Here is a 23,632-nt window from a genome sequence, read left to right as displayed (position 1 = left end):
CAGTGCCCTGAATCAGGGCAGTGGTTTGGGGGGGTGCCGTCGCGATTCGCGACACTGCCCGGTTTTAGCGGGGAATCCGCCTGAACTGGCGGTTGTTTTTTGTGCTATAATTTGCTTATTCGTTTTCGTAGCAAATCACAATAGGCTGCCTTCATCTTATCTGGCAAGAAGGATTGGCTGACAAGCTCTTCCCATACGGGGAGATTGCGCTTCATGCGATCTATCATTTTAGATGCAACGGCAACAGGAATACCACTCTGGGTAAAAGCAGTCATGAAGGTATTGCGGTCGAACCCTATTTTCTGGCCACCCACCGTAAATGTCATTGCCATCTCGTCGGTATCCGCAGGGTCGGCCAGCAACACGGCAAGCAGGTCGTAAGCTGGAGCCAAAGCATACTTACCGCCTCCTGTATCTATCAGCGAGAAGTTCTTGCAGTGCATGTCTGAGTTGCCTGTTATCCAAGAGAATAACACCACTTCCCAAAACCGCTGTACGTCGAGCATGGGGGCTGATGAATATTTCTTGATGGTATCGGCCAATTGCTGGTAGGTGCCGTAATACTTATGTTCTGTAAGCCGGTTGGTAAGTTGGCACATATCAAGCATCGAAATCTTCTCGCCTTTCCGCCCACGGTCCATACGGAGCGTCAGATAGCCCAGTTCGCCATCAGCCAGTCGGATCAGTGTATGTCGGGCTGTACGGATACGGGCAGCTTCGGCCATCTTCATCGTCAGGTCTTCTAATTCAGGCAGACAGGGATAATGCCCGCTTTGCGGCTTGAAGATATACTTACCCCAAAGTCCGACAATGGTGAACTTGGCCGGTTCTTTTCTGCTGCCACGATTCACGTCGAGCGACATTTTTGCCTGCACACCCGTAACAGATGCACTGGTACGAATAACCTGTCGGGCCAGTTCCGACATGTTATCACGAGTATAAGGAATGATGGGCACATCAGTACTGCCGAAAAACTTTCTGGCGCATGCAGGATGAACGTCAATCTGGCCTTCTTCCAGTTCTTTATAACAAAACAGGCACTTACTCATGGCTCATTGGTTTTACACTGATGTTTCCAATACAATCCTTGCAACATGCCATTAAGAGCGACATCCTGTCGCGTGGATTAATCTTCCACGACGAAGAGGCAATATCCAGCAGCCATCCCTCAGGTATGAGTCCGTCGAAAACAGGGAACATCATTTCCTTGTCGTATTGCCGTTGCGTAAGAGGCATAGTGGGACTTACTGGGGCTGCATCCTTACGTTCAAGATACGATTTGTCGTAAGCAAAATGAAACCCTTCTTCGTCCTCTGTCAATATACCACAAAAGACGTCGTTTACAAAAATACCTGCCTGTTTCATACAACGTTAGTTTTTACTGGTCCGAGACATTCGCCAAACAGGGCCAGCACGTCGTTAACCTTGTCCATTCGCAAGGTCTGCTTCCCCTGTTCCAAGTCTCTCACAAACCTGAGACCTACTCCGGCCCTCTCTGCTAATTCAACCTGAGAAAGGCCGTTTTCTTTCCTTTTTTGCTTAATATACTCCGATAAAGTCATTATCATTATACCTTAACGGGTACAAAGATAAGTATTAAATCGTTTGATTATATCAATACGGGTATAATTTTAAGTAATTATAACAAAATTATACCCGAACAGATATAAAAATCCCTTTCGCAGAGTTATCGCATCGCAAAAAGAGAGCCGTGCCGCTGGGGCATGGCTCTCTGTATTTTTTGCTACGCTTGGATGGCGATAACCTCATATATAAATGGTATCACAGTGCTGGCGTAATATACTATTCGAGACCATTCTTCTTCATCAGTTGCTTCAGTTCCTTGTCTGTTATGTTGACTTGGTCAGACTTGTCGTAGATAGTAACAAGCTTGATGTCTGCACCATCAGACTCCACAAGCACAGTATGAGTGATAACCCTAGCGCCACCACTCTTCCCCCTGGCCTTTGATGCAATTGAGAAACGGACCTTGCGTAGGTGTTTGCCAAGCGGCTCGCCCATGAGGGGTGACTTGCGTAGTGCATCGATGAAGTTACGATAGTCGTCCTTCATCGAGGGATAGCGCTTGGCGAGTTGTTTGAGTTCGCGGGCAAAGTCTGGGGTTGCTTCAATCTTACAGTTCATTAAGCAAATCCTCCGCATTAACACCTTCCAACTGGCCGTCTTTCATTTGACGCAACTGTTTGAAAGCGTGGTCAACCTTGGCGAGTGTCTTCTCCTTGGGTGTGGCAGCTGACCGCACAACATCGGTTTCGCTGTACGTCCACCCCATCTTCGCCATCATCTTCTTAAAGAAGCTGACTTCGTGATTGGGAATGTTGATAGTAATTGCTGTCATAATGCGATAAATTTGTCTTACGGTTGCAAAGATACGAAGTATTTTTGAAACGTGCAAGTTTTTCAATCAGAAAATAAAAAATCGCAAAACGAGAGCCGTGCCGAAACCTGTCAGGGGACGGTTCTGTGGCATCAGGTAATATGGAACCGTTTGTGTAACATTTTTGATTTTTTGCATGCTTTATTGATAGAAAAGTATTATTTTTGCAACCGAAAAGAATGTTACTATACAGGATTTTATGGAAACTCAGATTTTAAAACTGGAAGCGCCCTTCGACTACATCTATTGTAATGGCGAGGTGGGCAAGCATATAGCTACGTACATTGTGGGCGAAAGCCGCATCGGTGAGGACGGCAAATATACGTTGGAAACGCACAGTCATCCGATTGTGCAGTACAAGCATGGCGCAAAAGGTGTGGTGTGGAACCGTGCGGAACTGACCGACTGCGAAGTGCTTTGCAGCGAGGACGACATGCGCATAGACGTGCAGAAGTTCTTCCTGCTGTGCATCCAACGCGCAACACAGAAAGCAAACGCGGATGGTGACGATCCTTGGGGATACGAAGCCTGGGAAAATTCTGCCGAAGAGGCCGAACCGCTGAAAGAGAAACTGCGCGAATATGGCATCGGCTTCAAGTCGAAAGAACCGGTTGTCGAGGTTGGCATCGAAGTTGGCGGTTGTAGTGACGGCTACTTTGCACAGCTCATGGAGTTGACAATCCTGAATCTACACCACATTGAGCCAACGCTTGAAGAATTGGGCAAACGTCTGACTGAGGAACGTGAGTACTGGGAGGACTTATACGACCACGTTATAAAGATTAAATACACTCCCGAATCATCAACGGCAGAAGGATTTGTAGAGAACCTATAGGCGTGGCGACAACGAATACACAAGGCATTAATCTTGAAGGCATCGAGGATGTATTCAGGATTTGTGGATGGCAGACTGGAAAGGCTGCCCTTGAGCAGCGTATAACCGATTATATCGAGACGCACGACCCGAGGATTCTCAGTTTTCTTAAGGATATGGAGAGATACGATAAACAGCGGCTGCAAGGATCGCCTGCCTCTGACAACAACAACAACGGCAGGGTGGTTAAAATACCCGCCAAACGTGGCCGTCCAAAGAAAACCAGCGAGAAGATTGGCAAGACGTTCTCGTACAAAGCCAAACGTGGCGAGACGAACGACAGGCTTCAGAAACTCTATACGGCACTGGTTCAGATGGGCTGGATTGCAGCCAATACGCAGCAGCGCGACTTCATCGACTTGTTCTCAGGCCAGGAAAGCTACGCCCGTGTGGTTTGGCTCGACGATGTGAATGTGCTGGCCGAGCTGTTCCGTGAATTGGTGACCCGCAAGAAATACGTTGGTCTGCCCGAGGGCTACAGCATTTGGGTGATGGTTAACGCTCACTTCTGGAACAAAGAGGGTAACAAGGAGTTTGGTAACGACCGCCTACGCTGTACGACGGCTCCGATAGACAAGATGGAAACCATCAAGTGGCTGGTGCGTTTGCTGGATCCCTATCAGGATTTAGACGCGCTGTTCGATGAAATGACCGCTTAGCGAAAAATAGCCTCACTCAGCGTTTGCGGCTGAAGGCAGAATTTTTTTTCGATTTTTTTTGAGATTCGCAGAAAACCTTTATAGCAAGGATTTCTGCGTTTTTTTTTATGTGCTATACCCAACTTTTTCGCTCAGCGTTATTTCTTTTTTCCAATTAACGCTGACTCCCCAAACATTATTACTATAGAAGCACCTCTGGCGAGAGGCACATACTTCGAAAGCGTTCTTTGACATGTTGATACTTCGAAACGCACGGGTAGGCCCGAGCGTACACAGCACATATGCATACACATGCGTACCTTAGTTATTCTAATCCATGACTGATGCACAACAACAAACATTAATAACAATTTATCCCCGCTGAAAAGGCAGCGGGATGCTGAGTGAAGTGAGCAGAAGGAATCTCATGAGACAAGCTGGCCAGCGTTTCAGATGCCTCTTCCCTCGCTAAACTCACAACAAAATGAAAACAGCAATACAGATTTTTACTAGTGAAATTTTCGGCGAGATTCGTACTTGCCAGGTTAATAATCAAATCATGTTTGTGGCTAAGGATGTTGCCACAGCATTGGGGTATACTAATACCCCGAAAGCTATTCGCGACCATATTGACGACGACGATAAGCTGACCGAACGATTCGTTCTGTCAGGTCAAGTTCGAAGTGTCATCATCATCAACGAGAGCGGACTTTACGCACTCATCCTCTCATCCAAGCTTCCACAAGCCAAGGCCTTTAAGCACTGGGTTACCAGCGAGGTGCTGCCACAGATTCGCCAGACGGGCGGTTACATTCCAACCCGCGCTGCTGATGGCCGCGACCTTTCTGCCGTTGAAATCCTGCACCGAGCCGATGCGATTGTTGGTAACACCTTGCGCATGCTGAACGAGCCCGCCGAGGATACACTGACGGCTACGCAGGTGGCCAAGACGTTTAACATGACTACCTACGACTTTAACGCCATTCTGCGCGACATGGGCATACAGTACCGCCGCGATGGGCATTGGAACATCAGCGACGATCTGGCCGACCGCAACCTTACACGCCTGCGCACGCACGTATCCTATAGTTTAAAGGGCCAGAAGAAAGTAAAGGTTTATATGACCTGGACCCTTGATGGCGTGAGATTCCTTAATTCTAAACTTGGTTATCCTAATTTCTAATAAATATATTTAGCAACGGACTACAGGACTGACAAGATTGATTAGAAAAATCGTAAAGTCCTGTTATCCGTTGCAAAAAAATGAAAAACTATGAGTGTACATGTAATTTATATAAAGGATGGGGCGAAGATGATGCGTCCCGTCCTAACGAGAGAGGAGTATTTGAGTTTGCGAAATGGTGGCGAGCAACAGCAATTGGTGCAGCGGATACGCGCAGGTGAGGAGGCTTTGAAACACAAGCTGCTGCAGATGAACTACAGCTGTCTGCCTAACGATGATGGCAGCCTAAAGGGCAGCACCCGAATGAGCACCACCGTTGGCATGGATATCGACCACCTGACACCCGATGAGATGCCCGCCGTACGTGAGCGCATCTTAGCTAAGAAAGATGAGCTGGGATTGAAGATGATGGAGGAGAGTGCCCGTGGTGGTGGCTACCATCTGGTGTTTGCGCGAAAGCCCGAACTGAGTCAGGAGGAGAACCTGAAATGGGCGAGCGAGTTGATATCTGTAGCTTATGATAGTGGGGCTAAGGATATCACCCGCGTGTTCTTTACTACATCGGGCAATGAACTGATTTACTTGGATGATGAACTGTTTGAGATAGATTTAGCCGCTCGAGCTCCGCTCGCTTGCTACCGGGGGGACGCAAGAACGGACAACAGGACTAACAAGACTGATTCTGTTGACAATTCCCTCGAAGGAAAAATCCTAAAGTCCTGTGTTCCGTTGCAAAAAAAATATCCTACGCAGTACCACGGGATACCGTTTGATAGGATTATCAAAAAGTACTGGGAGGTGAACAACCAGGGCTATGAACCTACCGAGGGCGACCGCGATACGCTTACCTACCAACTGGCCTGCGACCTGCGCCATATCTGTGGCAAGAATGCCGACTGGCTGGATCAGGTGATACCCTGCTACGATGGCTTTACCCCCGAGGAAAAACGCGAAAAAATCAAGAACGCCCTCACCTCGGAGTACAACGGTTTCCCGCTGCGATTAAAAAATGTGCTTAATTGTTTAGCCACGGACAAGAGGACTGACAAGACTGATTGTATAGATGCTGAAGAAGTTGACTTGGGTGAACAAAACCTCCTAGAGTCCTGTAGTCCGTTGCTAAAAATCCCTAAGCTTCCGCAGGGAGTGAAGGACTCTGTAGATGCCGTGGGTGCGGGACTGGCGATGCCGGTTGTAACGGCCATCTGCCCTTGTATCGGTACGCTGGCTACGGGCGTACAGTTGGATGTGCACGGCACCAAGCGCGGACTGAATCTGATATCTTACATAGCCGGCGACTTTGCCAGTGGTAAGGGGAGTATCGACCCTGTGGTAGAGGCCTGGATGAGCGAGGTGGCTGCGCTCGACAAGATGTACCAGCAGCAGGAGGATGAGTGGCGCGCCAAGAAACGTGCCGCCAAAAACAAGAAGGAACAGCCCGAAGAACCAAAGCTGCCCGTGCGCTGCCTGACGCTGAACAACACCGTGGCCAACCTGGCCGAGCGACTGGCCAACACCGAGGGTAAGCACGGTTTTTCGTTCACACCCGAGGCGGATACGGTAGCGCAGAAATGGAAATCGACCATGAGCGACTTTTCGGTGATGCTGCGACAGAGTTACGACGGCAGTAAGTACGAACGCGAAGCCCGCAGTGCCGATGCCGTTAACGTACATATAGAGCACCTGCTGTGGAACGTGTGTATGTGCGGTACGCCCGATGCACTGTATCGTGTGGTAAACAACTACACCGACGGATTCCAGAGTCGTATTGCCGTGGCCCGCACACCCGACAATACCTTTGCACCGCTGGAGGATAAGCCTAACGTGTTGACCGATCGCCAGCGCGACCGCATACAGCAGGTGGCACACTTGCTACCGCTGATGTTCGGCGAGGTGGTGCTGCCCAAGCTGGAGGCAAGGGGTAGGGAGTGGCTGGAGAAAATACGACTGGAAACGATGAAGAACGACGATAGGACCCGTGCCCGTCAGCGTTTCCGCGTGTGCGTAACAGCCCAGCGAATGACGTGCTGCCTGATGCTTTGCAAGGTGTGCGAAACACTGATACAGAAGCACGGCTTGACCGGTGCCGAGGCAAAGCTGAAACAGCAGCCCGGGCTGTGGAAAGAGCTGCTGCTGAAAGCACAGACACCAACCATGCTGGATGCCTACGATGTGATAGCCGACCAGCTGCTGGAGAATGCCCTGTACTTTTTCCGCGACCGCATAGAGAACGCTTTCCAGAGTCGTGATTATGCTGGCGGTATGAATGGTGAACGCACCAAGCGTGGCAAGAACGACTCGATTTTTGGGCGACTGGACTGCCAGTTTACGTTCGATCAGGCCATGCAGCACTCGGTGGCCATCAAGGGTGCCCAGGTTAACATCAACACCGTGCGCCAGATGCTGAAAAACTGGCGCAAACAGGGGCTGGTAACAATCGATGAGAATGGTAATTATCGTAAGGTGTCATAATAGTCATGGTTAAAAATGTCAAAGTCAAAATGGTCAAAATCGAAAATAATCAAGAATGTTTTGTGCAGCTCTGGCGCAAGCTGGAGCGCACAAGGCGCCTGCTGGGCGGGCAGTGCAAGCGCTTCTGCATACGTAACGTGCTGAAAGCATGGTTCGGTGCTGCGGCCAACGATGATATGATATGGCACGTGTGCCATCTGTGCGAGCAGGAGGGCTGGAACGAGCTGCCTCTGCCCAATCTCTATCCGCGCAAGCATCGCGAGCTGCTGCGTGCCATCGTGGCCGTAAGCACCGGCATCAGCTTCTGGCGCATCGATCTGAAGGCGCTCGACAGTGCCTATAGCGTAGCCTTTCCGCATAGCACACCGTTAAATGTTAATAAGAAAAAGAAAAATTAGTTTCAATCTGTAAGCATTTCAATGCGATTTGCTTACAGATTGTTATTTTCGACAAAAATGTAGATAAAAACGTCAGCGTTTCGGCTTGTTTGATAGCAAAACGTTATACCTTTGCGGTCGAAATCGGACAAAATGTAAGATTAACAAAGGATAATATGACAAAAAGAAAGCAAACTCAACCCAAAAAAGGACTCTACCAATCTGACTATGAGCATGATGCTTGCGGCGTGGGTATGGTGGTTAACATACACGGCGGAAAAAGTCATGATCTGGTTGACAATGCACTGAAGGTGCTTGAGAACATGGAACACCGTGGCGCCGAGACACGCGACAAGACCGGTGATGGTGCGGGTATCATGGTACAGATACCCCACGAGTTTATTTTGTTACAGGGTATCCCCGTGCCCGAAAAGGGTAAGTACGGCACTGGTCTGGTTTTTCTGCCTAAGGACGAGAAGGCCCAGCAGCAGATTCTGAGCGTGATGATTGAGGAGATTGAGCGCGAGGGCCTGCAGCTGATGCACCTGCGTACGGTGCCCACCAACCCCGAGGTGCTGGGTGTGGCTGCCCGCGAGGTGGAACCCGACATTAAGCAGATATTTGTAACGGGCGTGTCGGAGGATAACGTGCCCGTGTTTGAGCGTATATTATATAAGGTACGCAAGCGCATTGAGAACCGCATTGATGATGAGGACTTCTACTTGTGCTCGCTATCAAGCAAGAATATTATCTACAAGGGGATGCTTACCAGCGGACAGCTGCGTCGCTATTTCCCTGATCTTTCGAACGATTACTTTACGAGCGGACTGGCCTTGGTTCACTCGCGTTTCTCGACTAATACATTCCCAAAATGGAAGCTGGCACAGCCTTTCCGTCTGCTGGCCCACAACGGTGAGATTAACACCATTCGTGGTAACCGCGGCTGGATGAAGGCAAGAGAGAGTGTGCTGAGCAGCGAGGCGCTGGGCGATATCAAGGACTTGCGCCCGATTGTGCAGGACGGCATGAGCGACTCGGCCAGCTTGGACAACGTATTCGAGTTCCTGATGATGAGCGGACTCTCGTTGCCACAGGCCATGGCCATCCTGGTGCCCGAGAGCTTTAACGATAAGAACCCTATTTCAGAAGATTTGAAAGCCTTCTACGAATATCACTCTATCCTGATGGAGCCGTGGGACGGTCCTGCCGCACTGCTGTTTAGCGATGGTCGCTACGCAGGCGGTATGCTGGACCGCAACGGACTGCGCCCCAGCCGCTACACCATCACCAAGCAAGGTATGATGGTGGTAGCCTCTGAGGTTGGCGTGATGGACTTTGAGCCCGGCGACGTGGTTTCGAAGGGACGCCTGCAGCCAGGAAAGATTCTGCTGATTGATACGCAGGAAGGCAAGATTTACTACGATGGCGAGATTAAGGAGAAGCTGGCCAAGGCGCATCCTTACCGCGAGTGGCTGGCCGAGAACCGCGTGCAGCTTGAGAAACTGAAGAGCGGACGTAAGGTGGATAACGGTGTGAGCGACTTGCAGCAGAAGCTGGTTACCTTCGGATTCGGTCAGGAGGATATCGACAAGACGATTATCCCTATGGCCACAGCCGGACAGGAGCCTGTAGCTGCCATGGGTAACGACACACCGCTGGCCGTTATCAGCGACCGTCCACAGGTGCTGTTCAACTACTTCCGTCAGCAGTTTGCACAGGTTACCAACCCTGCCATCGACCCTATCCGCGAGGAACTGGTGATGAGTCTAACCGAGTATATCGGCGCTGTAGGCACCAACATTCTGACACCCGACGCATCTAACTGTAAGATGGTGCGCCTGCCGCAACCAGTTTTAACCAACACACAACTTGATATACTTTGTAACATCCGCTACAAGGGCTTCAACACCAAGAAGTTGCCTATCGTGTTTGAGATGGCCAAGGGTGAGGAAGGCTTGCGCCAGGCTCTGGACGACCTGTGCCACCAGGCCGAAGCCAGTGTAGATGAGGGTGTGAACTACATTATCCTGAGCGACCGCGACCTGGACGATACCCATGCCGCCATCCCATCGCTGTTGGCCGTTAGTGCTGTTCACCACTACCTGATTAGCGTAGGTAAGCGTGTGCAGACAGCTCTGATTGTTGAGAGCGGTGAGATTCGCGAGGTAATGCACGCAGCCCTGCTGCTGGGTTACGGAGCCAGCGCCCTGTGCCCATACATGACGTTTGCGGTACTCGACGATCTGGTGAAGCACCACAAGATTCAGGAGGAGTACGCCACCGCCGAGAAGAACTACATCAAGGCCGTGGACAAGGGTCTGAAGAAGATTATGAGTAAGATGGGTATCAGCACCATCCGCAGCTACCGCGGTGCCAAGATCTTTGAGAGCATCGGACTGAGCGAGGATCTGCTGCGCCGCTACTTCGGTACCGAGGTGAGCACCATTGGTGGTGTAGGCCTGAAGGAGATAGCCCGTGATGCCATTGCGCTGCACGAGGCTGCCAAGGAGCAGACACTGCTGCAGAACCAGGGCCAGTTTGCATGGCGTAAGGATGGTATTAAGCACGCCTGGAACCCCGAGACCATCGCTAAGCTGCAGTTGGCTACCCGTCAGGGTAACTACGAAAAGTTCAAGCAGTGGTCGAAGCTGGTGGATGAGAAGGAGAGCCCCATCTTTATCCGCGACTTCTTCGGATTCAAGAAGGCTGCTAAGCCAACCCCAATCGACGAGGTTGAGAGCGTAGAAAGCATTGTTAAGCATTTTGTTACAGGTGCTATGAGTTTCGGTGCCCTGAGCATCGAGGCCCACGAGGCACTGGCACTGGCCATGAACAAGCTGGGCGCCCGCAGTAACACCGGTGAGGGTGGTGAGGACAACGCCCGCTACCACTCGGAGGTTGACGGTGTAAGCTTGAGCTCGAAGACCAAGCAGATTGCCAGTGGACGTTTCGGTGTAACCGCCGAGTACCTGGTGAATGCCGAGGAGATACAGATTAAGGTGGCACAAGGAGCAAAACCTGGTGAGGGCGGACAGCTGCCTGGCTTTAAGGTTAACGAGATTATCGCCAAGACACGTAACGCCATCCCCGGTATCTCGCTCATCTCGCCTCCACCACATCACGATATCTACAGTATCGAGGACCTGGCACAGCTTATCTTCGACCTGAAGAATATCAACCCCACAGCTGCCGTCAGCGTAAAACTGGTGGCCGAGAGCGGTGTAGGAACCATTGCCGCTGGTGTGGCAAAGGCCAAGGCCGATCTGATTGTTATCAGTGGTGCCGAGGGTGGTACAGGTGCCAGCCCTGCTTCAAGTATGCGATTTGCAGGTATTAGTCCTGAGATCGGACTGGCCGAGACCCAGCAGACACTGGTGATGAACGGCCTGCGTAACCAGGTTCGCCTGCAGACCGACGGACAGCTGAAGACTGCCAAGGACGTGATAATCATGGCTATGCTTGGTGCCGACGAGTTCTCGTTCGGAACACTGCCCCTGATTGTTCTGGGCTGTGTGATGATGCGTAAGTGTAATACCAATACCTGCCCCATGGGTGTGGCTACCCAGAACCCCGAGCTGCGTAAGCATTTTGAGGGTAGAGCCGAGTACGTGGTTAACTTCTTTACCTTCCTGGCCGAGCAGGTGCGCGAATACCTGAGTGAAATCGGCGTGAAGAGTCTGAAGGAGATTATCGGACACACCGAACTGATTGAGGTGAACACCGAGAACGCTACCGACAAGCAGAAGACCATCGACTTTGCACGCTTGCTGCACAAGCCTGCAACCGACAAGGCTCTGTACTGGGATCGCGGTGCCTACACCAAGGTGACAGGCGTGAAGGACGAGGAGATGATTAAGGCTGCACAGAAGGCCATCGAGAACCAGGAAGAGGTAACACTCGACTATGCCATCAAGAATACCGACCGTGCCGTGGGTACCATGCTGAGTGGTGTGATTGCCCAGAAGTACGGCGAGGAAGGACTGCCCGACGGAACTATCAAAATTAAGTTCAAGGGCTCGGCTGGTCAGAGTTTCGGTGCCTTTGCCGTGAAGGGACTGGATTTGCGCCTCGAGGGTGAGACCAACGACTACTTTGGTAAGGGCCTTTCGGGTGGTCGCATCTCTATTCTGCCTCCAGCTCGCCGCAGCGACGACTTTAAGGCTGAAGAAAATATTATCGCAGGTAACACCGGACTTTACGGTGCTACATCGGGCGAACTCTATATAAATGGTAAGGTAGGCGAGCGCTTCGGAGTGCGTAACTCGGGTGCCATCGCTGTGATTGAAGGTGCCGGCGACCACTGCTGCGAGTACATGACTGGCGGACGTGTGGTAGTGCTGGGTAAGACAGGCCGAAACTTTGCTGCCGGTATGAGTGGTGGCGTGGCCTATGTTTACGACCCCGATCACACATTCGACTACTTCTGCAACATGGATATGGTTGAACTCTCGCTGGTTGAGGACAGCGTATCGCGCAAAGAACTGTTGGAGCTGATTCGTGAGCACTATCTGCACACAGGCTCGGCCCTGGCAGGACGTATGCTCGACGACTGGCACCGCTACATCGAGGACTTTATCCAGGTTGTGCCTATCGAGTACAAACGCGTGCTCGAAGAAGAGAAGATGGCGCGCCTGCACGAGAAGATTGCCGACATCCAGCGCGACTATTAGTAAAATGTAAAAATTAGAAAATGTAATAATGTAAAAGTTGTCGCATTTCATTTTTAAATTTTTAAATTCTTAAATTTTTAAATTTTACACAATGGGAAATCCAAAAGCATTTTTAGAGATACACCGCCAGGAGGCGGGTTACCGTCCGATTCACGATAGAATCCACGATTTTGGCGAGGTAGAGCAGACGCTCAGCACTCGCGAACGCAAACTGCAGGCCAGCCGCTGTATGGATTGCGGCGTGCCCTTCTGCCACTGGGCCTGTCCGCTGGGCAACAAAGCACCCGAGTGGAACGACGCCCTGTACAAAGGCGACTTTGAGTTGGCCTATCAGTTGCTGAACACCACCAACCCCTTCCCCGAGTTCACAGGTCGTATCTGTCCTGCACTGTGCGAGAAGGCTTGCGTGCTGAACCGCTTTAACCACGAGCCAACCACCAACCGTGAGGACGAGGCTGCCATCACCGAGATGGCATTTCAGGAGGGCTTTATCCAGCCTAAGACCGACATCGTTCGCAACGGTAAGAAGGTGGCTGTGATTGGTGCCGGCCCTGCCGGACTGGCTGCTGCCAACGACCTGAACCACATGGGATATACCGTTACCGTGTTTGAGAAAAACGAAGCTGCAGGCGGATTGCTGCGCTACGGTATCCCTAACTTTAAACTGAACAAGGCCGTTATCGACCGTCGTATCGCCCTGCTGGAGCAGGAGGGTATCGAGTTTAAGTACGGTGTGAGCCTCCCCCTAACCCCCTCCAAAGGGAGTGGGGACACCGATGCACAGCAGCTCCCTCTCTTTTTGGAGAGGGCGGGGGGAGAGGCCTTTGATGCAATCGTGATTGCATCAGGTACTCCAACAGCCCGCGATCTGAAAGCCCCTGGCCGCGAACTCAAGGGCGTACACTTTGCTCTCGACATGCTGTCGCAGCAGAACCGCGTGCTGGCAGGCATGGAGTTCAGTAAGGACGAGCGCGTAACAGCCAAAGGCAAGGACGTGCTGGTAATAGGTGGTGGTGATACAGGTAGCGACTGCATTGGTACAGCCCATCGTCAGGGTTGTAAGAGCGTTACCCAGATTGAGATTATGCCTAAGCCCGTTGAGGGGCCCGAAGACCCACAGAACCCTTGGCCCGAATGGCCTCGCACCCTGAAGACTACATCAAGTCATGAGGAGGGCTGCACCCGCCGTTGGAACATCAATACCCTGGAGTTCCTAGGTAAGGACGGTAAGCTTACCGGCGTAAAGGTACAGGAGATAGATTGGAAACCAAATCCCGAAGGCGGTCGCCCCATCATGGTTGAGAAGGGTAAGCCCGAGATTATAAAAGCTGAACTGGTATTGTTGGCCATGGGATTCTTGAAGCCAGAGCATCCCGCTTATGGTAATAATGTGTTTGTTTGTGGCGATGCGGCCAATGGCGCCTCTCTTGTAGTGCGCGCTATGGCCAGCGGCCGCCAGACAGCCCAGAAGGTGAACAGCTTTTTAAGTGCAAAAATGTAAAAATGCAAAAATGTAAAAATTAGCATGAGCAAGATCCATTTCACCAAGATGCACGGCTGTGGTAACGACTACATCTACGTTGACACCACGCAGTACAATATACCCGACCCTGAGGCGGCCTCCATTAAGTGGAGCCACCGCCACAAGGGCATCGGTTCCGACGGACTGGTACTCATTGGCAAATCTACCGTTCCTGAGGCTGATTTTACCATGCGCATTTTTAATGCCGACGGTAGCGAGGCCATGATGTGCGGTAATGCCAGTCGCTGTATAGGTAAGTACCTTTACGAGCGCGGTATGACCGACCTGACCGAGATTCGCCTGCTCACCCTTTCGGGTGTAAAAGTGCTCAGTCTGCACGTAACCGATGGTTTTGTAGAGAGTGTTACCGTAGATATGGGCGAGCCTGTACTTGAAAACGAGTCGCAGTTCCTGCCATCGCGTAACCCTGGTCATGGCACATTCGTATCGATGGGCAATCCCCACTACGTGATATTTACCGATGATGTGGATCAGGTTGGCGAAGCAGGCCCCGCACTCGAATATCACCCTGCATTCCCACAAAGATGTAACATCGAGTTTGCCCGTGTAGAGGCTGACGGCGGCATCCGTACCCGTGTGTGGGAGCGTGGCAGTGGTATCACCCAGGCTTGCGGTACAGGCGCCTGCGCCACCGCTGTGGCCGCCGCACTTACAGGTAAGGCCAGTCGCACATCGCAGATTGTGATGGATGGCGGCACGCTTACCATCGAGTGGAGCGAACAGGACAACCACGTGTACATGACTGGTCCGGCCGAGTTTGTGTGTGATGGCGAAATAGCTTTATAAAGGTATTAGCTAAATCCCGTATTTTGATTACAATCTGTAAGAAAATACATATACAGAACTTACAATTTGTAATTTCGAGATAAAAACAAGATAAAAAGTGTCGATAAAATAGGTAATTTACTTTCAATTTGTAGTACCTTTGCATCGAAATCATAGCAAAGTGTAAGCAAATTGTATAACAACATAAACAGTAATTATGGAAGCATTAAGATTTCAGGTTGTCGGCGAGGCTTTTAAGAAGAAGCCACTCGACGTAAAAGCACCAAGTGAGAGACCTTGCGAGTATTTTGGCAAGAAGGTCTTTAATCGTGAGAAAATGTACAAGTACCTGCCAAAGGACGTGTACGAGAAAATGGTCGACGTAATTGATAATGGCGCACGTTTGGATCGTACTGTTGCCGACGCTGTAGCTGCTGGTATCAAGCAGTGGGCTACCGAGAATGGCGTAACTCACTATACTCACTGGTTCCAACCCCTGACCGAAGGTACTGCCGAGAAGCACGACTCGTTTATCGAGCATGATGGCAAGGGCGGTATGGTTGAAGAGTTCAGCGGAAAGCTGCTCGTTCAGCAGGAGCCTGATGCTTCTTCATTCCCCTCTGGTGGCATCCGTTCTACATTCGAGGCACGTGGTTATTCTGCATGGGATCCCACATCTCCAGTATTTATTATAGACGATACACTTTGTATCCCCACAGTATTTATCAGTTATAGCGGTGAGGCCCTTGACTATAAGGCTCCTCTGCTGCGCGCTCTTCATGCAGTCAACGTGGCTGCTACTGATGTTTGCCATTACTTTGATCCCGCAGTAAAGAAAGTAACCTCAAACCTCGGATGGGAACAGGAGTACTTCCTGGTAGATGAGGGACTGTATGCTGCACGCCCCGACCTGCTGCTTACCGGTCGTACCCTGATGGGACACGATAGTGCCAAGAACCAGCAGATGGACGACCACTACTTTGGTTCAATCCCCGAGCGTGTGGCTGCTTTCATGCGCGACCTTGAGATTCAGGCTTTGGAACTCGGTGTTCCTTGCAAGACCCGTCATAACGAGGTGGCACCTAACCAGTTTGAGCTGGCACCAATCTTTGAAGAAACTAACCTGGCTGTTGACCACAATATGCTGCTGATGTCGGTTATGAAGCGCGTAGCCCGTAAGCACGGTTTCCGCGTGCTGCTGCACGAAAAGCCATTCGCTGGCATTAACGGTTCGGGTAAGCACAACAACTGGAGCTTGAGCACCGACAATGGTGTACTGCTGCACGCTCCTGGTAAGACTCCCGAGGCCAACCTGCGCTTTGCTACCTTTATTGTTGAGACCCTGATGGGTGTTTACAAGCACAACGGACTGCTGAAGGCCAGCATCATGAGTGCTACCAACGCTCACCGTCTGGGTGCTAACGAGGCTCCCCCAGCCATCGTATCTTCGTTCCTCGGTAAGCAGGTTTCTGAGCTGCTCGACCACATCGAGACTGCCGATAAGGACTTCCTCGCTATGGCTGGCAAGCAGGGACTGAAGATGGATATCCCCGAGATTCCTGAGCTGCTCATCGATAACACCGACCGTAACCGTACATCACCATTCGCCTTTACCGGTAACCGCTTTGAGTTCCGTGCCGTAGGTAGCGAGGCTAACTGTGCCAGCGCTATGATTGCCCTGAACAGTGCCGTAGCCGAGGCTCTGGTTGACTTCAAGAAGCGTGTTGATGCCCGCATTCCTGAGTTCGAGAAGAAGTTGGCTGGTACTGAGCACAGCGCTAAGTTCCACGCTATCATCGACGTGCTCCGCGAGGATATCAAGACCTGTAAGCCTATCCGCTTTGATGGTAACGGCTACTCAGACGAGTGGGTTATCGAGGCCGAGAAACGCGGTCTGGACGTTGAGAAGAGCTGTCCAAAAATCTTTGAGCGTTACCTCGACGACGCCAGCGTTAAGATGTTTGAGAGCCTGGGTGTAATGACCAAGAAGGAGCTTGAGGCACGTAACGAGGTGAAGTGGGAGACCTACACCAAGAAGATTCAGATTGAGGCTCGCGTACTGGGCGACCTGAGCATGAACCACATCATTCCAGTGGCTACCAGCTATCAGAGCCAGCTGCTGAAGAATGTAGAAAATATGGTGGCTGTATTCCCCGTTGACAAAGCCGAGAAGCTGAACGCCCGTAACCTGAAGATTATCGAGGAGATTGCCGAGCGCACATCTGCCATCGAGAAGGGTGTTGAGGAGTTGGTTAACGCTCGCAAGCTGGCCAACAAGATCGAGGACGAGCATGAGAAGGCTATCGCTTATCATGATAAGGTAGAGCCAAAGCTCGATGAGATTCGCTATCAGATCGATAAGCTCGAACTGATTGTCGACGATGCACTGTGGCCACTGCCTAAGTACAGAGAACTGCTGTTCATCCGATAATCGATAAATCAAACAATTCTTTTTTTGGTTGTTTGAAAATCGCAAAAAGCGATTTATTGAAGTTTGCGTGGGGGATTTGATACTGTGAGAGTATTGAATCCCTCTTTTATGTGATAATTTTGTGTTAGTTAATTAGCAAAGGAGCCAGCATTGCTGCCGGCTCCTTTTGTGTTAATCCTGGTAAAACAATCATTTTGGAACTACTAATTACTAACTAATATCAACTATATGTGTACCTAAATATTTAAAATAACGCATGAATCTACTTCAGTTTGAATGTGTACTTGGTTGGGAGCTTATCCGAGGCTGTACCAATCAGGGCCTCGTAAGTGCCTGGCTCGGCACACCAGCTGTTGGCAGTCTCATCGTAATAGCTTACGGCATCGGCACCGATGGTAAGTGTTACGTTGCGGGTTTCGCCTGGCTGCAGATATACCTTCTGGAAGGCCTTGAGCTCCTTTACAGGGCGATCAACCTTGCTCTGCTTGGCGGCGATGTACAGCTGAACTGTTTCGCTACCAGCCACCTTGCCGGTATTGGTTACGGGCACGGTGAAGGTGAGCTTTGTGCTGGGTGTTAGGTGTTGGGTGTTAGTGGTTACCTTGCCTAACTTAAAGGTGGTGTAGCTTAAACCGTGACCGAATGCGAAGAGTGGCTTGAGCTTATTGGCATCGGTATAGCGGTAGCCCACGTAGATACCCTCTTTGTACTCCTCGTCGATAATCTTATAATCCTCGCGCCAGTTGCCGGGGTAGCTGCCTGTGGCATGGGCGCCGCACTGACCGAGCGATGCGTACCAGGTGAATGGCAGCTTGCCCGATGGGTTTACGTCGCCAGCCAGTACCGAGGCGATGGCCTCGCCAGCCTCGGAGCCGATAAACCAGGCCTGTACCACAGCGGGCACCTTGTTAATCCAGGGCAGGGCAGCAGCGTTACCCGAGATGTTTACATAAACCAAGCGTGGGTTTACCTTCAGGATGGCCTCAATCACCTCGTTCTGGGCGTAAGGCAGATCGTAACTCTTGCGGTCGTGACCCTCGCAATCCTGATAGTCGCTCTTGTTCAGTCCACCAATAAAAATCACGGCATCGGCCTGCTTGGCCTTCTCAACAGCCTCGGCAGTCAACTCGGCCTGTGTACGGGTTTCGTACAGCGAGCGACCTACGGTTACGCCGTTGTAACTCTGAACGGTATCGCCCACGTAACCGCGAACGAAATCCACCTCGGCATCAGCAAAACGGGCCTTGATGCCGTCGAGAGGCAGAATCTCCTTTTGGGCCTTGAGCGACGACGAACCACCGCCCACAGTCATCATCTTGATGGCATTCTCGCCCACAACGAGGATGCGCTTCATCTTCTGCAGGTTGAGCGGCAAAAGGGGTTCATTTTTTAATTCATTAATTTTATCATTTTTCAGCAGCACAATACCCTCCTGAGCAATCTTGAGCGCAGTCTGATAGTGACTCTCGCTGCACAGGAATCCATAGGGCTTGTGGCGGTTCATCGTGGTGCGATAGAACAGGCGCAGCACACGGCGCACCTTCTCGTCGAGCTCCTTGGTGGTATATTTTCCCTCCTGGATGAGCTTCTTGTATGGCACTGCCAGATAGTAGTTGTCGTAGGCATTAGAGGTGCCCTCGCTCAGACCGTTGGTCCATGAGCCGAACTCCAGGTCGAGACCGTTGTTGATGGCTTCCTCAGTGTCGTGGCAACCACCCCAGTCGCTGATCACCACACCGTCGAAGCCCCAGTCCTTCTTCAGGATCTTGTTCAGCATCGTGGCGTTATGACAGTTGTGCTGGTTCTGATACAGGTTGTAGGCACCCATGATGCTCCAGGCACCACCCTCCTGCACAGCAGCCTTGAAGGCTGGCAGATAAATCTCGTGCAGTGCACGGTCGCTCACAATCACGTTCACCTGATGACGATACTCCTCGTCGTTGTTCAGGGCATAGTGCTTCACGCAGGCTGCTACACCTTTCGACTGCAGTCCCTGTACGTAGGGCACCACCATGCGTGAGGCCAACCAGGGGTCTTCGCCCATATACTCGAAGTTACGACCGCCCAGTGGGGTGCGATAGATATTCACGCCAGGGCCCAGCATCACGCTCTTGTTGCGATAGAGTGCTTCTTCGGCCAGATTCTCGCCATACATGCGGGCCAACTGGGGATTCCAGGTGGCAGCCAGACAGGTGAGGGCAGGGAAGGCCACGCATGAGTCGTTGGTCTGACCGGCCTGTTCCCACTCGTCCCACAGTACATCGGGGCGCACACCGTGAGGACCGTCGTCGGTCCACAGGTCGGGGAATCCCAGACGTTTTACACCAGGGCTTGAAAACTTTGACTGCGCGTGAATCACGGCAATCTTCTCCTCGAGTGTCATTCGACTGAGTGCGTCGTCGATGCGCTGCTCGATGGGTTTACTTTCGTCGAGATACACAGGTATGCTTTGAGCCTGTGCCGCTGCAGTAGCGCCAATCAGTAGTGCTGACATGATAAATTTCTTCATTCTATAATTAGTTTTATTGTTCATTTTCTCACCTTCTCACCTTTTTTTTTCAATTTCCCCATCCCCATGCTTTGGATATACTCCGCCTGTGGTTTGCAGTTCTCGATGCGACAGTTCTCGGCAAACTGCTTGAGCAGCTGGCGGAACTGAGCCTGATTGGGGCGTGCCTCGCGCCATTCTTGATAGGTGTTGCGCGATGTCTCGGCATATTTCACCACGATGCTATCCCAACCCTTGGGGCGCTTGATGCCCATCATGCACGACTCATCTACCTTTTTATAAGGCCAGAAGGTGTAACCGATGTTGTTCTCCTTCAGCACCTTCACAAAGTCGCGCTGCCACTCCATGGTGTTGTGACCGAACTCGCCCATATACATCGGACGGTTGATGGAGTCGCGGAAATTGATGTAGTGGGTGATGGCCTCTTTGGTGGCAGGACCGCCGTAACGGTGGCAGGTGTACATCAGCTTATCGTCGTAGGTGCTGTCGTTCAGCATCCAGAAAAAGCTGTTCCAGTGGGCACCGCCCAGCAGGATGATGTGGTTTTTATCTACCTGTCGGATGGCCTCTACCGCCTTTTTATATACCGGCTGCAACAATTGGTAGAGCGAGTCCTTGTTGGCAAAATAGTGAGCGATGGGCTCGTTCATCAGTTCGTAGCCCAGAATGGTGGTCTCGCTGCGATAGCGATAGGCTATCTCGCGCCAGATATTGCAGAACTGCTGTTGGCACTTCTCACTTTCGAACAACCAGGGGTAACCGTGTCCGTCGTCGATGTTATCGCCCGTCTGTCCGCCTGGACAGTCGTGCATATCCAGAATCAGATACAGGTTGTTGGCCTTGCACCAGGTGATGACCGAGTCGATGCGTGCGTAGCCATCCTTCTTGCCTGTCTGTCCCATGTAATCCTCGTCGCAGAACAGCTTGTAGTTGAAAGGCAGACGAATGGTGTTGGCACCCTGATTGGCAATGAAGTCGATATCCTTACGTGTCACGTAGTTATCCTTGAACTGCTGCCAGAACTCGGCAGTGGCATCGGGACCCACGGCCTCTTTCATCATCAGGTCGATCATCCACGCCGAGTTGGTACGTCCGAAACCGAACATGTAACCCTCGGGGTTCAACCAGTTGCCCAGGTTGGTGCCCTGAATCAGGAGTTTCTCACCGTTGGGCTTGATGAGGTCGTGGCCGTTGATGGTGACGAACCCATTGGTATTGTTCTGCTTGCCCATGTTGCAGGCCATCAGCAGGAGCGCAAAGAGATAAACGAATGCTTTCTTCATTGTTTTGTTATGATTTGTCTGTTCTGGATGTATATTCCTTTTTTATTGGGTTGTTGCACCTTTCGGCCCTGCAGGTCGTAGAGGGTGCTGCTGTTCTTTTCTGTTGTCTTGGCAGGTGTAATACCGGTGGCACTCAACTTCTGGGCGAAGGCCTCCTGCAGGTAGGGGATATGAGTGTTCACAAACGCCTTCAGATCGCTGATGTAGCTGTCGTAGTCGTTGTGGTACTTGTGCTTCTCCCAGTCGTACACCTGCTGGTTGATGGGCCACACCTTGAAATTCTGAGCCTGTGTCTGCCAGATGGCACCACGCAAACTGTCGATAGATGCCATCAGGTGCTGCTGCAGTCCGGCTTCTACCAGCGCGTTCAGGCGGTCGTTGCAAGCCTTGGCAAACCAAGGGTCGAGCCACAGGCGCTGCAGAATTTTTTCGAATGGACGGTTCCACAAGCCTAAGTAGGCCTCCATCTGTCGCAGCAGACTCTTTTCCGAACTATTGTCGTAGCCCAAGTCAAGGTCCCACAGCGGTCCGAAGTGCATCTTCTGTTCGTCGGCCTCCTTGTACATGTAGATGCTGTAAAGTGCATCGATGTTGCCCGTGAGCTCAGCGCCTACGTACCAGTTAATAAAATCGGTCTCATCGATATAGGCGCGATAACCTTTCTCGGAGTCCTTGTAGTCATTGCTGGCCACAGCCTTCTCGAAGGCCTCCAGCCACTGTCCGATGGCGATGCGCTTATCCATGGTGAGCAGCTCGTCATCAGGATTCTTGATGTTGTACATGATGCCGTAGCGGGTGGATGTGATGTAGGGCTCCTCGCGCGAGTTCTCGTTGGCCACCTCCAGCAGCCAACCGTTGTCCTCATCTACCTCAACGCGCTTTTTGTGCACCTGCACCTGGTCGCTAATCTGGTAGGTTCCGCGGTATTTGCCATTAAGATAAAGATCGATGAACTTGGCAGCTGGACAGAACTTCATGCCGATGAAACGTCCGAGTTGATAAGTCAGGGCATTGCGAATCATGGTCTTGTCGCCGTGATTGGCCAGCAAGGTCCAACTTTTGGCTTTCGCAAAGTCCTCACCTAACAGTGTTTGCTTTTTGTCGAACTTAACTCGGTAGGGTTTCTTGTCAGAATTCCACCACGATGAGTTGCCTCGTCCTCTTATCTGTGTGTTCTCGAGTCGGAGCGTGTTGTCGCCATCCACCATCGTAAAGGTACATATGATGTACTCTTCCTTACTGGTGATGTTCTGACCGTTCTCCGTCTCGATATACACCGTTGGTACATCGGTGAGTTGTTGATATTGCTGGGCCAGCACAGGGCCAGCCCAGGCAATCGTCAACAAAATAGAGAGTATTAATTTTGGTTTCATTTATTTCTTCTGGAATACACGCACGTAATCTACTTCCATGGTGGCTGGCAATGCACTCTCGTCAACGCCTTGAGCGCCACCCCAATCGCCACCCCAAGCCAGGTTGAGGATCACGTAGAACGGATCATCGTAGGGCCAGTCGTCGCGACCCAGTCCGCGGTTGTCGTAGCTCAACTGAACCTTACCATCCACATAGGTGGTGATGTTCTTGGCTGTCCACAGGATAGCGTAGGTGTGGAATTCGCCTTCGGCACCATCGCACTTCATCTCGTGGGTTACCTGCGTATTGTTAGAGTGTACATGGGCATTGGCATGCAGACTTGATGATACGTAGTTTGGGTGATAGCCCACCTCTTCCATGATATCAATCTCGCCATCAGCAGGCCATGACTTGAAGTTCACAGGCATCATCCAGAAGGCAGGCCATGTGCCCTTGCCCTTTGGCAGTTTGATGCTGGCCTCGATATAGCCGTAGGTCCAGCCCTCTTTTACCTTGGCATACACACGACCAGAGTAAACCTTTCCGTTCTCCTTGCGTGCGGTGATGCGCAGGGTGCCGTTCTTAACCTCGGTCACCAACTGGCCCTCTGGCGTTTTTTGGTTCACATAGTTCTGCAGTTCGTGGTTCACCCAACCTGAGTTCTTCACCTCGTGGGTCCAGTCGGCGGCATTCAGCTGATTGCTGGTGCCTTCGAACTCGTCCTGCCATACCAGTGTGTAACCTTCGGGGGCGTTGTAGGCAGGCTTTGCAGCAGCGGCCTGAGTCACTGTGATGTTCTTACGGGCAGTACCCGACATAATGATGACGTTACCTGTACGCTCCGTGGTATTAGGGTTCTCGTCGATGGTCACAGCCACCGCATTGTTAGCATACTGAGCCGTGGCCTTCACGAAGTCGCCATCGGCATAAACACCCCACTCTTTTCCAGTGGTGGTAACGTTAATTGTGTAGCTGCCTCCTTCGGCAGGTGCATTGATGCTCTCCTGCGATACGGTGATCGTTGGAGCAGCGGGTTGTGGATCATCGCCACCCCCACCGCAGCCAGTAAAGACTGCGGTGAGCGCGAGCAATAGAGTGTTAAACATGTAACGTTTCATTAATTATTCAATTTTTTT

The 23,632-nt window shown here is 51.4% G+C and carries 18 protein-coding genes; 9 read left to right on the top strand and 9 right to left on the bottom strand.

Going from position 1 to position 23,632, the window contains the following annotated elements; all coding sequences use genetic code 11:
* Positions 1-104: 104 nt before the first annotated feature.
* The 5 genes from PRU_RS10175 to PRU_RS10155 form a co-directional block, all read right to left on the bottom strand.
* Positions 105-1,049 (bottom strand): HipA domain-containing protein, encoded by a 945-nt coding sequence (locus PRU_RS10175; RefSeq protein ID WP_013063193.1) that lies wholly within the window; start codon positions 1,047-1,049, stop codon positions 105-107.
* Positions 1,042-1,365: a HipA N-terminal domain-containing protein gene (locus PRU_RS10170; protein ID WP_013065151.1), complete on the bottom strand. Its 324-nt coding sequence runs from the start codon at positions 1,363-1,365 to the stop codon at positions 1,042-1,044. The genes PRU_RS10175 and PRU_RS10170 overlap by 8 nt, the downstream gene beginning before the upstream one ends.
* Complete coding sequence (locus PRU_RS10165) at positions 1,362-1,562, bottom strand: helix-turn-helix transcriptional regulator (protein ID WP_041386792.1); 201 nt, start codon at positions 1,560-1,562, stop codon at positions 1,362-1,364. Before PRU_RS10165 ends, PRU_RS10170 begins: the two co-directional genes overlap by 4 nt.
* Before the next feature lie 241 nt (positions 1,563-1,803).
* On the bottom strand, positions 1,804-2,145 hold the full coding sequence (locus tag PRU_RS10160) for a type II toxin-antitoxin system RelE/ParE family toxin (protein ID WP_041386094.1): 342 nt from the start codon (positions 2,143-2,145) through the stop codon (positions 1,804-1,806).
* Positions 2,135-2,359 carry a hypothetical protein gene (locus PRU_RS10155; protein ID WP_041386092.1) on the bottom strand — a complete coding sequence of 75 codons (225 nt, stop codon included), beginning with the start codon at positions 2,357-2,359 and terminating at the stop codon, positions 2,135-2,137. The genes PRU_RS10160 and PRU_RS10155 overlap by 11 nt, the downstream gene beginning before the upstream one ends.
* Positions 2,360-2,597: 238 nt before the next feature.
* Here PRU_RS10155 and PRU_RS10150 point away from each other — a divergent pair, with 238 nt between their 5' ends.
* The 9 genes from PRU_RS10150 to PRU_RS10110 all read left to right on the top strand — a co-directional run bounded on the left by PRU_RS10150 (position 2,598) and on the right by PRU_RS10110 (position 17,351).
* The gene (locus PRU_RS10150) at positions 2,598-3,233 is read left to right on the top strand and encodes a hypothetical protein (protein WP_013065083.1); all 636 of its coding nucleotides are present in this window, start codon (positions 2,598-2,600) and stop codon (positions 3,231-3,233) included.
* A gap of 2 nt (positions 3,234-3,235) precedes the next feature.
* Positions 3,236-3,931: a hypothetical protein gene (locus tag PRU_RS10145; RefSeq protein WP_041386090.1), complete on the top strand. Its 696-nt coding sequence runs from the start codon at positions 3,236-3,238 to the stop codon at positions 3,929-3,931.
* A gap of 463 nt (positions 3,932-4,394) precedes the next feature.
* On the top strand, positions 4,395-5,093 hold the full coding sequence (locus PRU_RS16335; protein WP_013063585.1) for a BRO family protein: 699 nt from the start codon (positions 4,395-4,397) through the stop codon (positions 5,091-5,093).
* Positions 5,094-5,342: 249 nt separating this feature from the next.
* Positions 5,343-7,565, top strand: coding sequence for a DUF3987 domain-containing protein (locus PRU_RS10135; protein WP_013063610.1), 2,223 nt, complete (start codon positions 5,343-5,345; stop codon positions 7,563-7,565).
* A 29-nt stretch (positions 7,566-7,594) separates the two neighbouring features.
* Complete coding sequence (locus PRU_RS10130; protein ID WP_041386088.1) at positions 7,595-7,963, top strand: hypothetical protein; 369 nt, start codon at positions 7,595-7,597, stop codon at positions 7,961-7,963.
* Positions 7,964-8,118: 155 nt separating this feature from the next.
* On the top strand, positions 8,119-12,612 hold the full coding sequence (gene gltB / locus PRU_RS10125; protein ID WP_013063255.1) for a glutamate synthase large subunit: 4,494 nt from the start codon (positions 8,119-8,121) through the stop codon (positions 12,610-12,612).
* 91 nt (positions 12,613-12,703) lie between these two features.
* Positions 12,704-14,113 carry a glutamate synthase subunit beta gene (locus PRU_RS10120; RefSeq protein ID WP_013064499.1) on the top strand — a complete coding sequence of 470 codons (1,410 nt, stop codon included), beginning with the start codon at positions 12,704-12,706 and terminating at the stop codon, positions 14,111-14,113.
* Positions 14,114-14,137: 24 nt separating this feature from the next.
* The gene (gene dapF, locus PRU_RS10115; protein ID WP_013063306.1) at positions 14,138-14,941 is read left to right on the top strand and encodes a diaminopimelate epimerase; all 804 of its coding nucleotides are present in this window, start codon (positions 14,138-14,140) and stop codon (positions 14,939-14,941) included.
* Positions 14,942-15,137: 196 nt separating this feature from the next.
* Positions 15,138-17,351 (top strand): glutamine synthetase III family protein, encoded by a 2,214-nt coding sequence (locus PRU_RS10110; RefSeq protein WP_013063918.1) that lies wholly within the window; start codon positions 15,138-15,140, stop codon positions 17,349-17,351.
* A 262-nt stretch (positions 17,352-17,613) separates the two neighbouring features.
* Here the strand turns inward: PRU_RS10110 and PRU_RS10105 are convergent, their stop codons facing one another.
* The 4 genes from PRU_RS10105 to PRU_RS10090 are packed head-to-tail and all read right to left on the bottom strand — an operon-like array spanning position 17,614 to position 23,614.
* Positions 17,614-19,860 carry a glycoside hydrolase family 3 C-terminal domain-containing protein gene (locus tag PRU_RS10105; RefSeq protein ID WP_041386789.1) on the bottom strand — a complete coding sequence of 749 codons (2,247 nt, stop codon included), beginning with the start codon at positions 19,858-19,860 and terminating at the stop codon, positions 17,614-17,616.
* A 20-nt stretch (positions 19,861-19,880) separates the two neighbouring features.
* Positions 19,881-21,143 (bottom strand): glycoside hydrolase family 5 protein, encoded by a 1,263-nt coding sequence (locus tag PRU_RS10100; RefSeq protein ID WP_041386087.1) that lies wholly within the window; start codon positions 21,141-21,143, stop codon positions 19,881-19,883.
* On the bottom strand, positions 21,140-22,516 hold the full coding sequence (locus tag PRU_RS10095) for a CotH kinase family protein (protein WP_013064014.1): 1,377 nt from the start codon (positions 22,514-22,516) through the stop codon (positions 21,140-21,142). The genes PRU_RS10100 and PRU_RS10095 overlap by 4 nt, the downstream gene beginning before the upstream one ends.
* Complete coding sequence (locus PRU_RS10090) at positions 22,517-23,614, bottom strand: family 16 glycosylhydrolase (RefSeq protein ID WP_041386086.1); 1,098 nt, start codon at positions 23,612-23,614, stop codon at positions 22,517-22,519.
* Positions 23,615-23,632 lie beyond the last annotated feature (18 nt).

The organism is Xylanibacter ruminicola 23, assembly GCF_000025925.1.
Taxonomy (GTDB): Bacteria; Bacteroidota; Bacteroidia; order Bacteroidales; family Bacteroidaceae; genus Prevotella; species Prevotella ruminicola.
The sequence above is the reverse complement of the archived record's forward strand: the minus strand, read 5'-3'. Positions and strand labels throughout refer to the sequence as shown.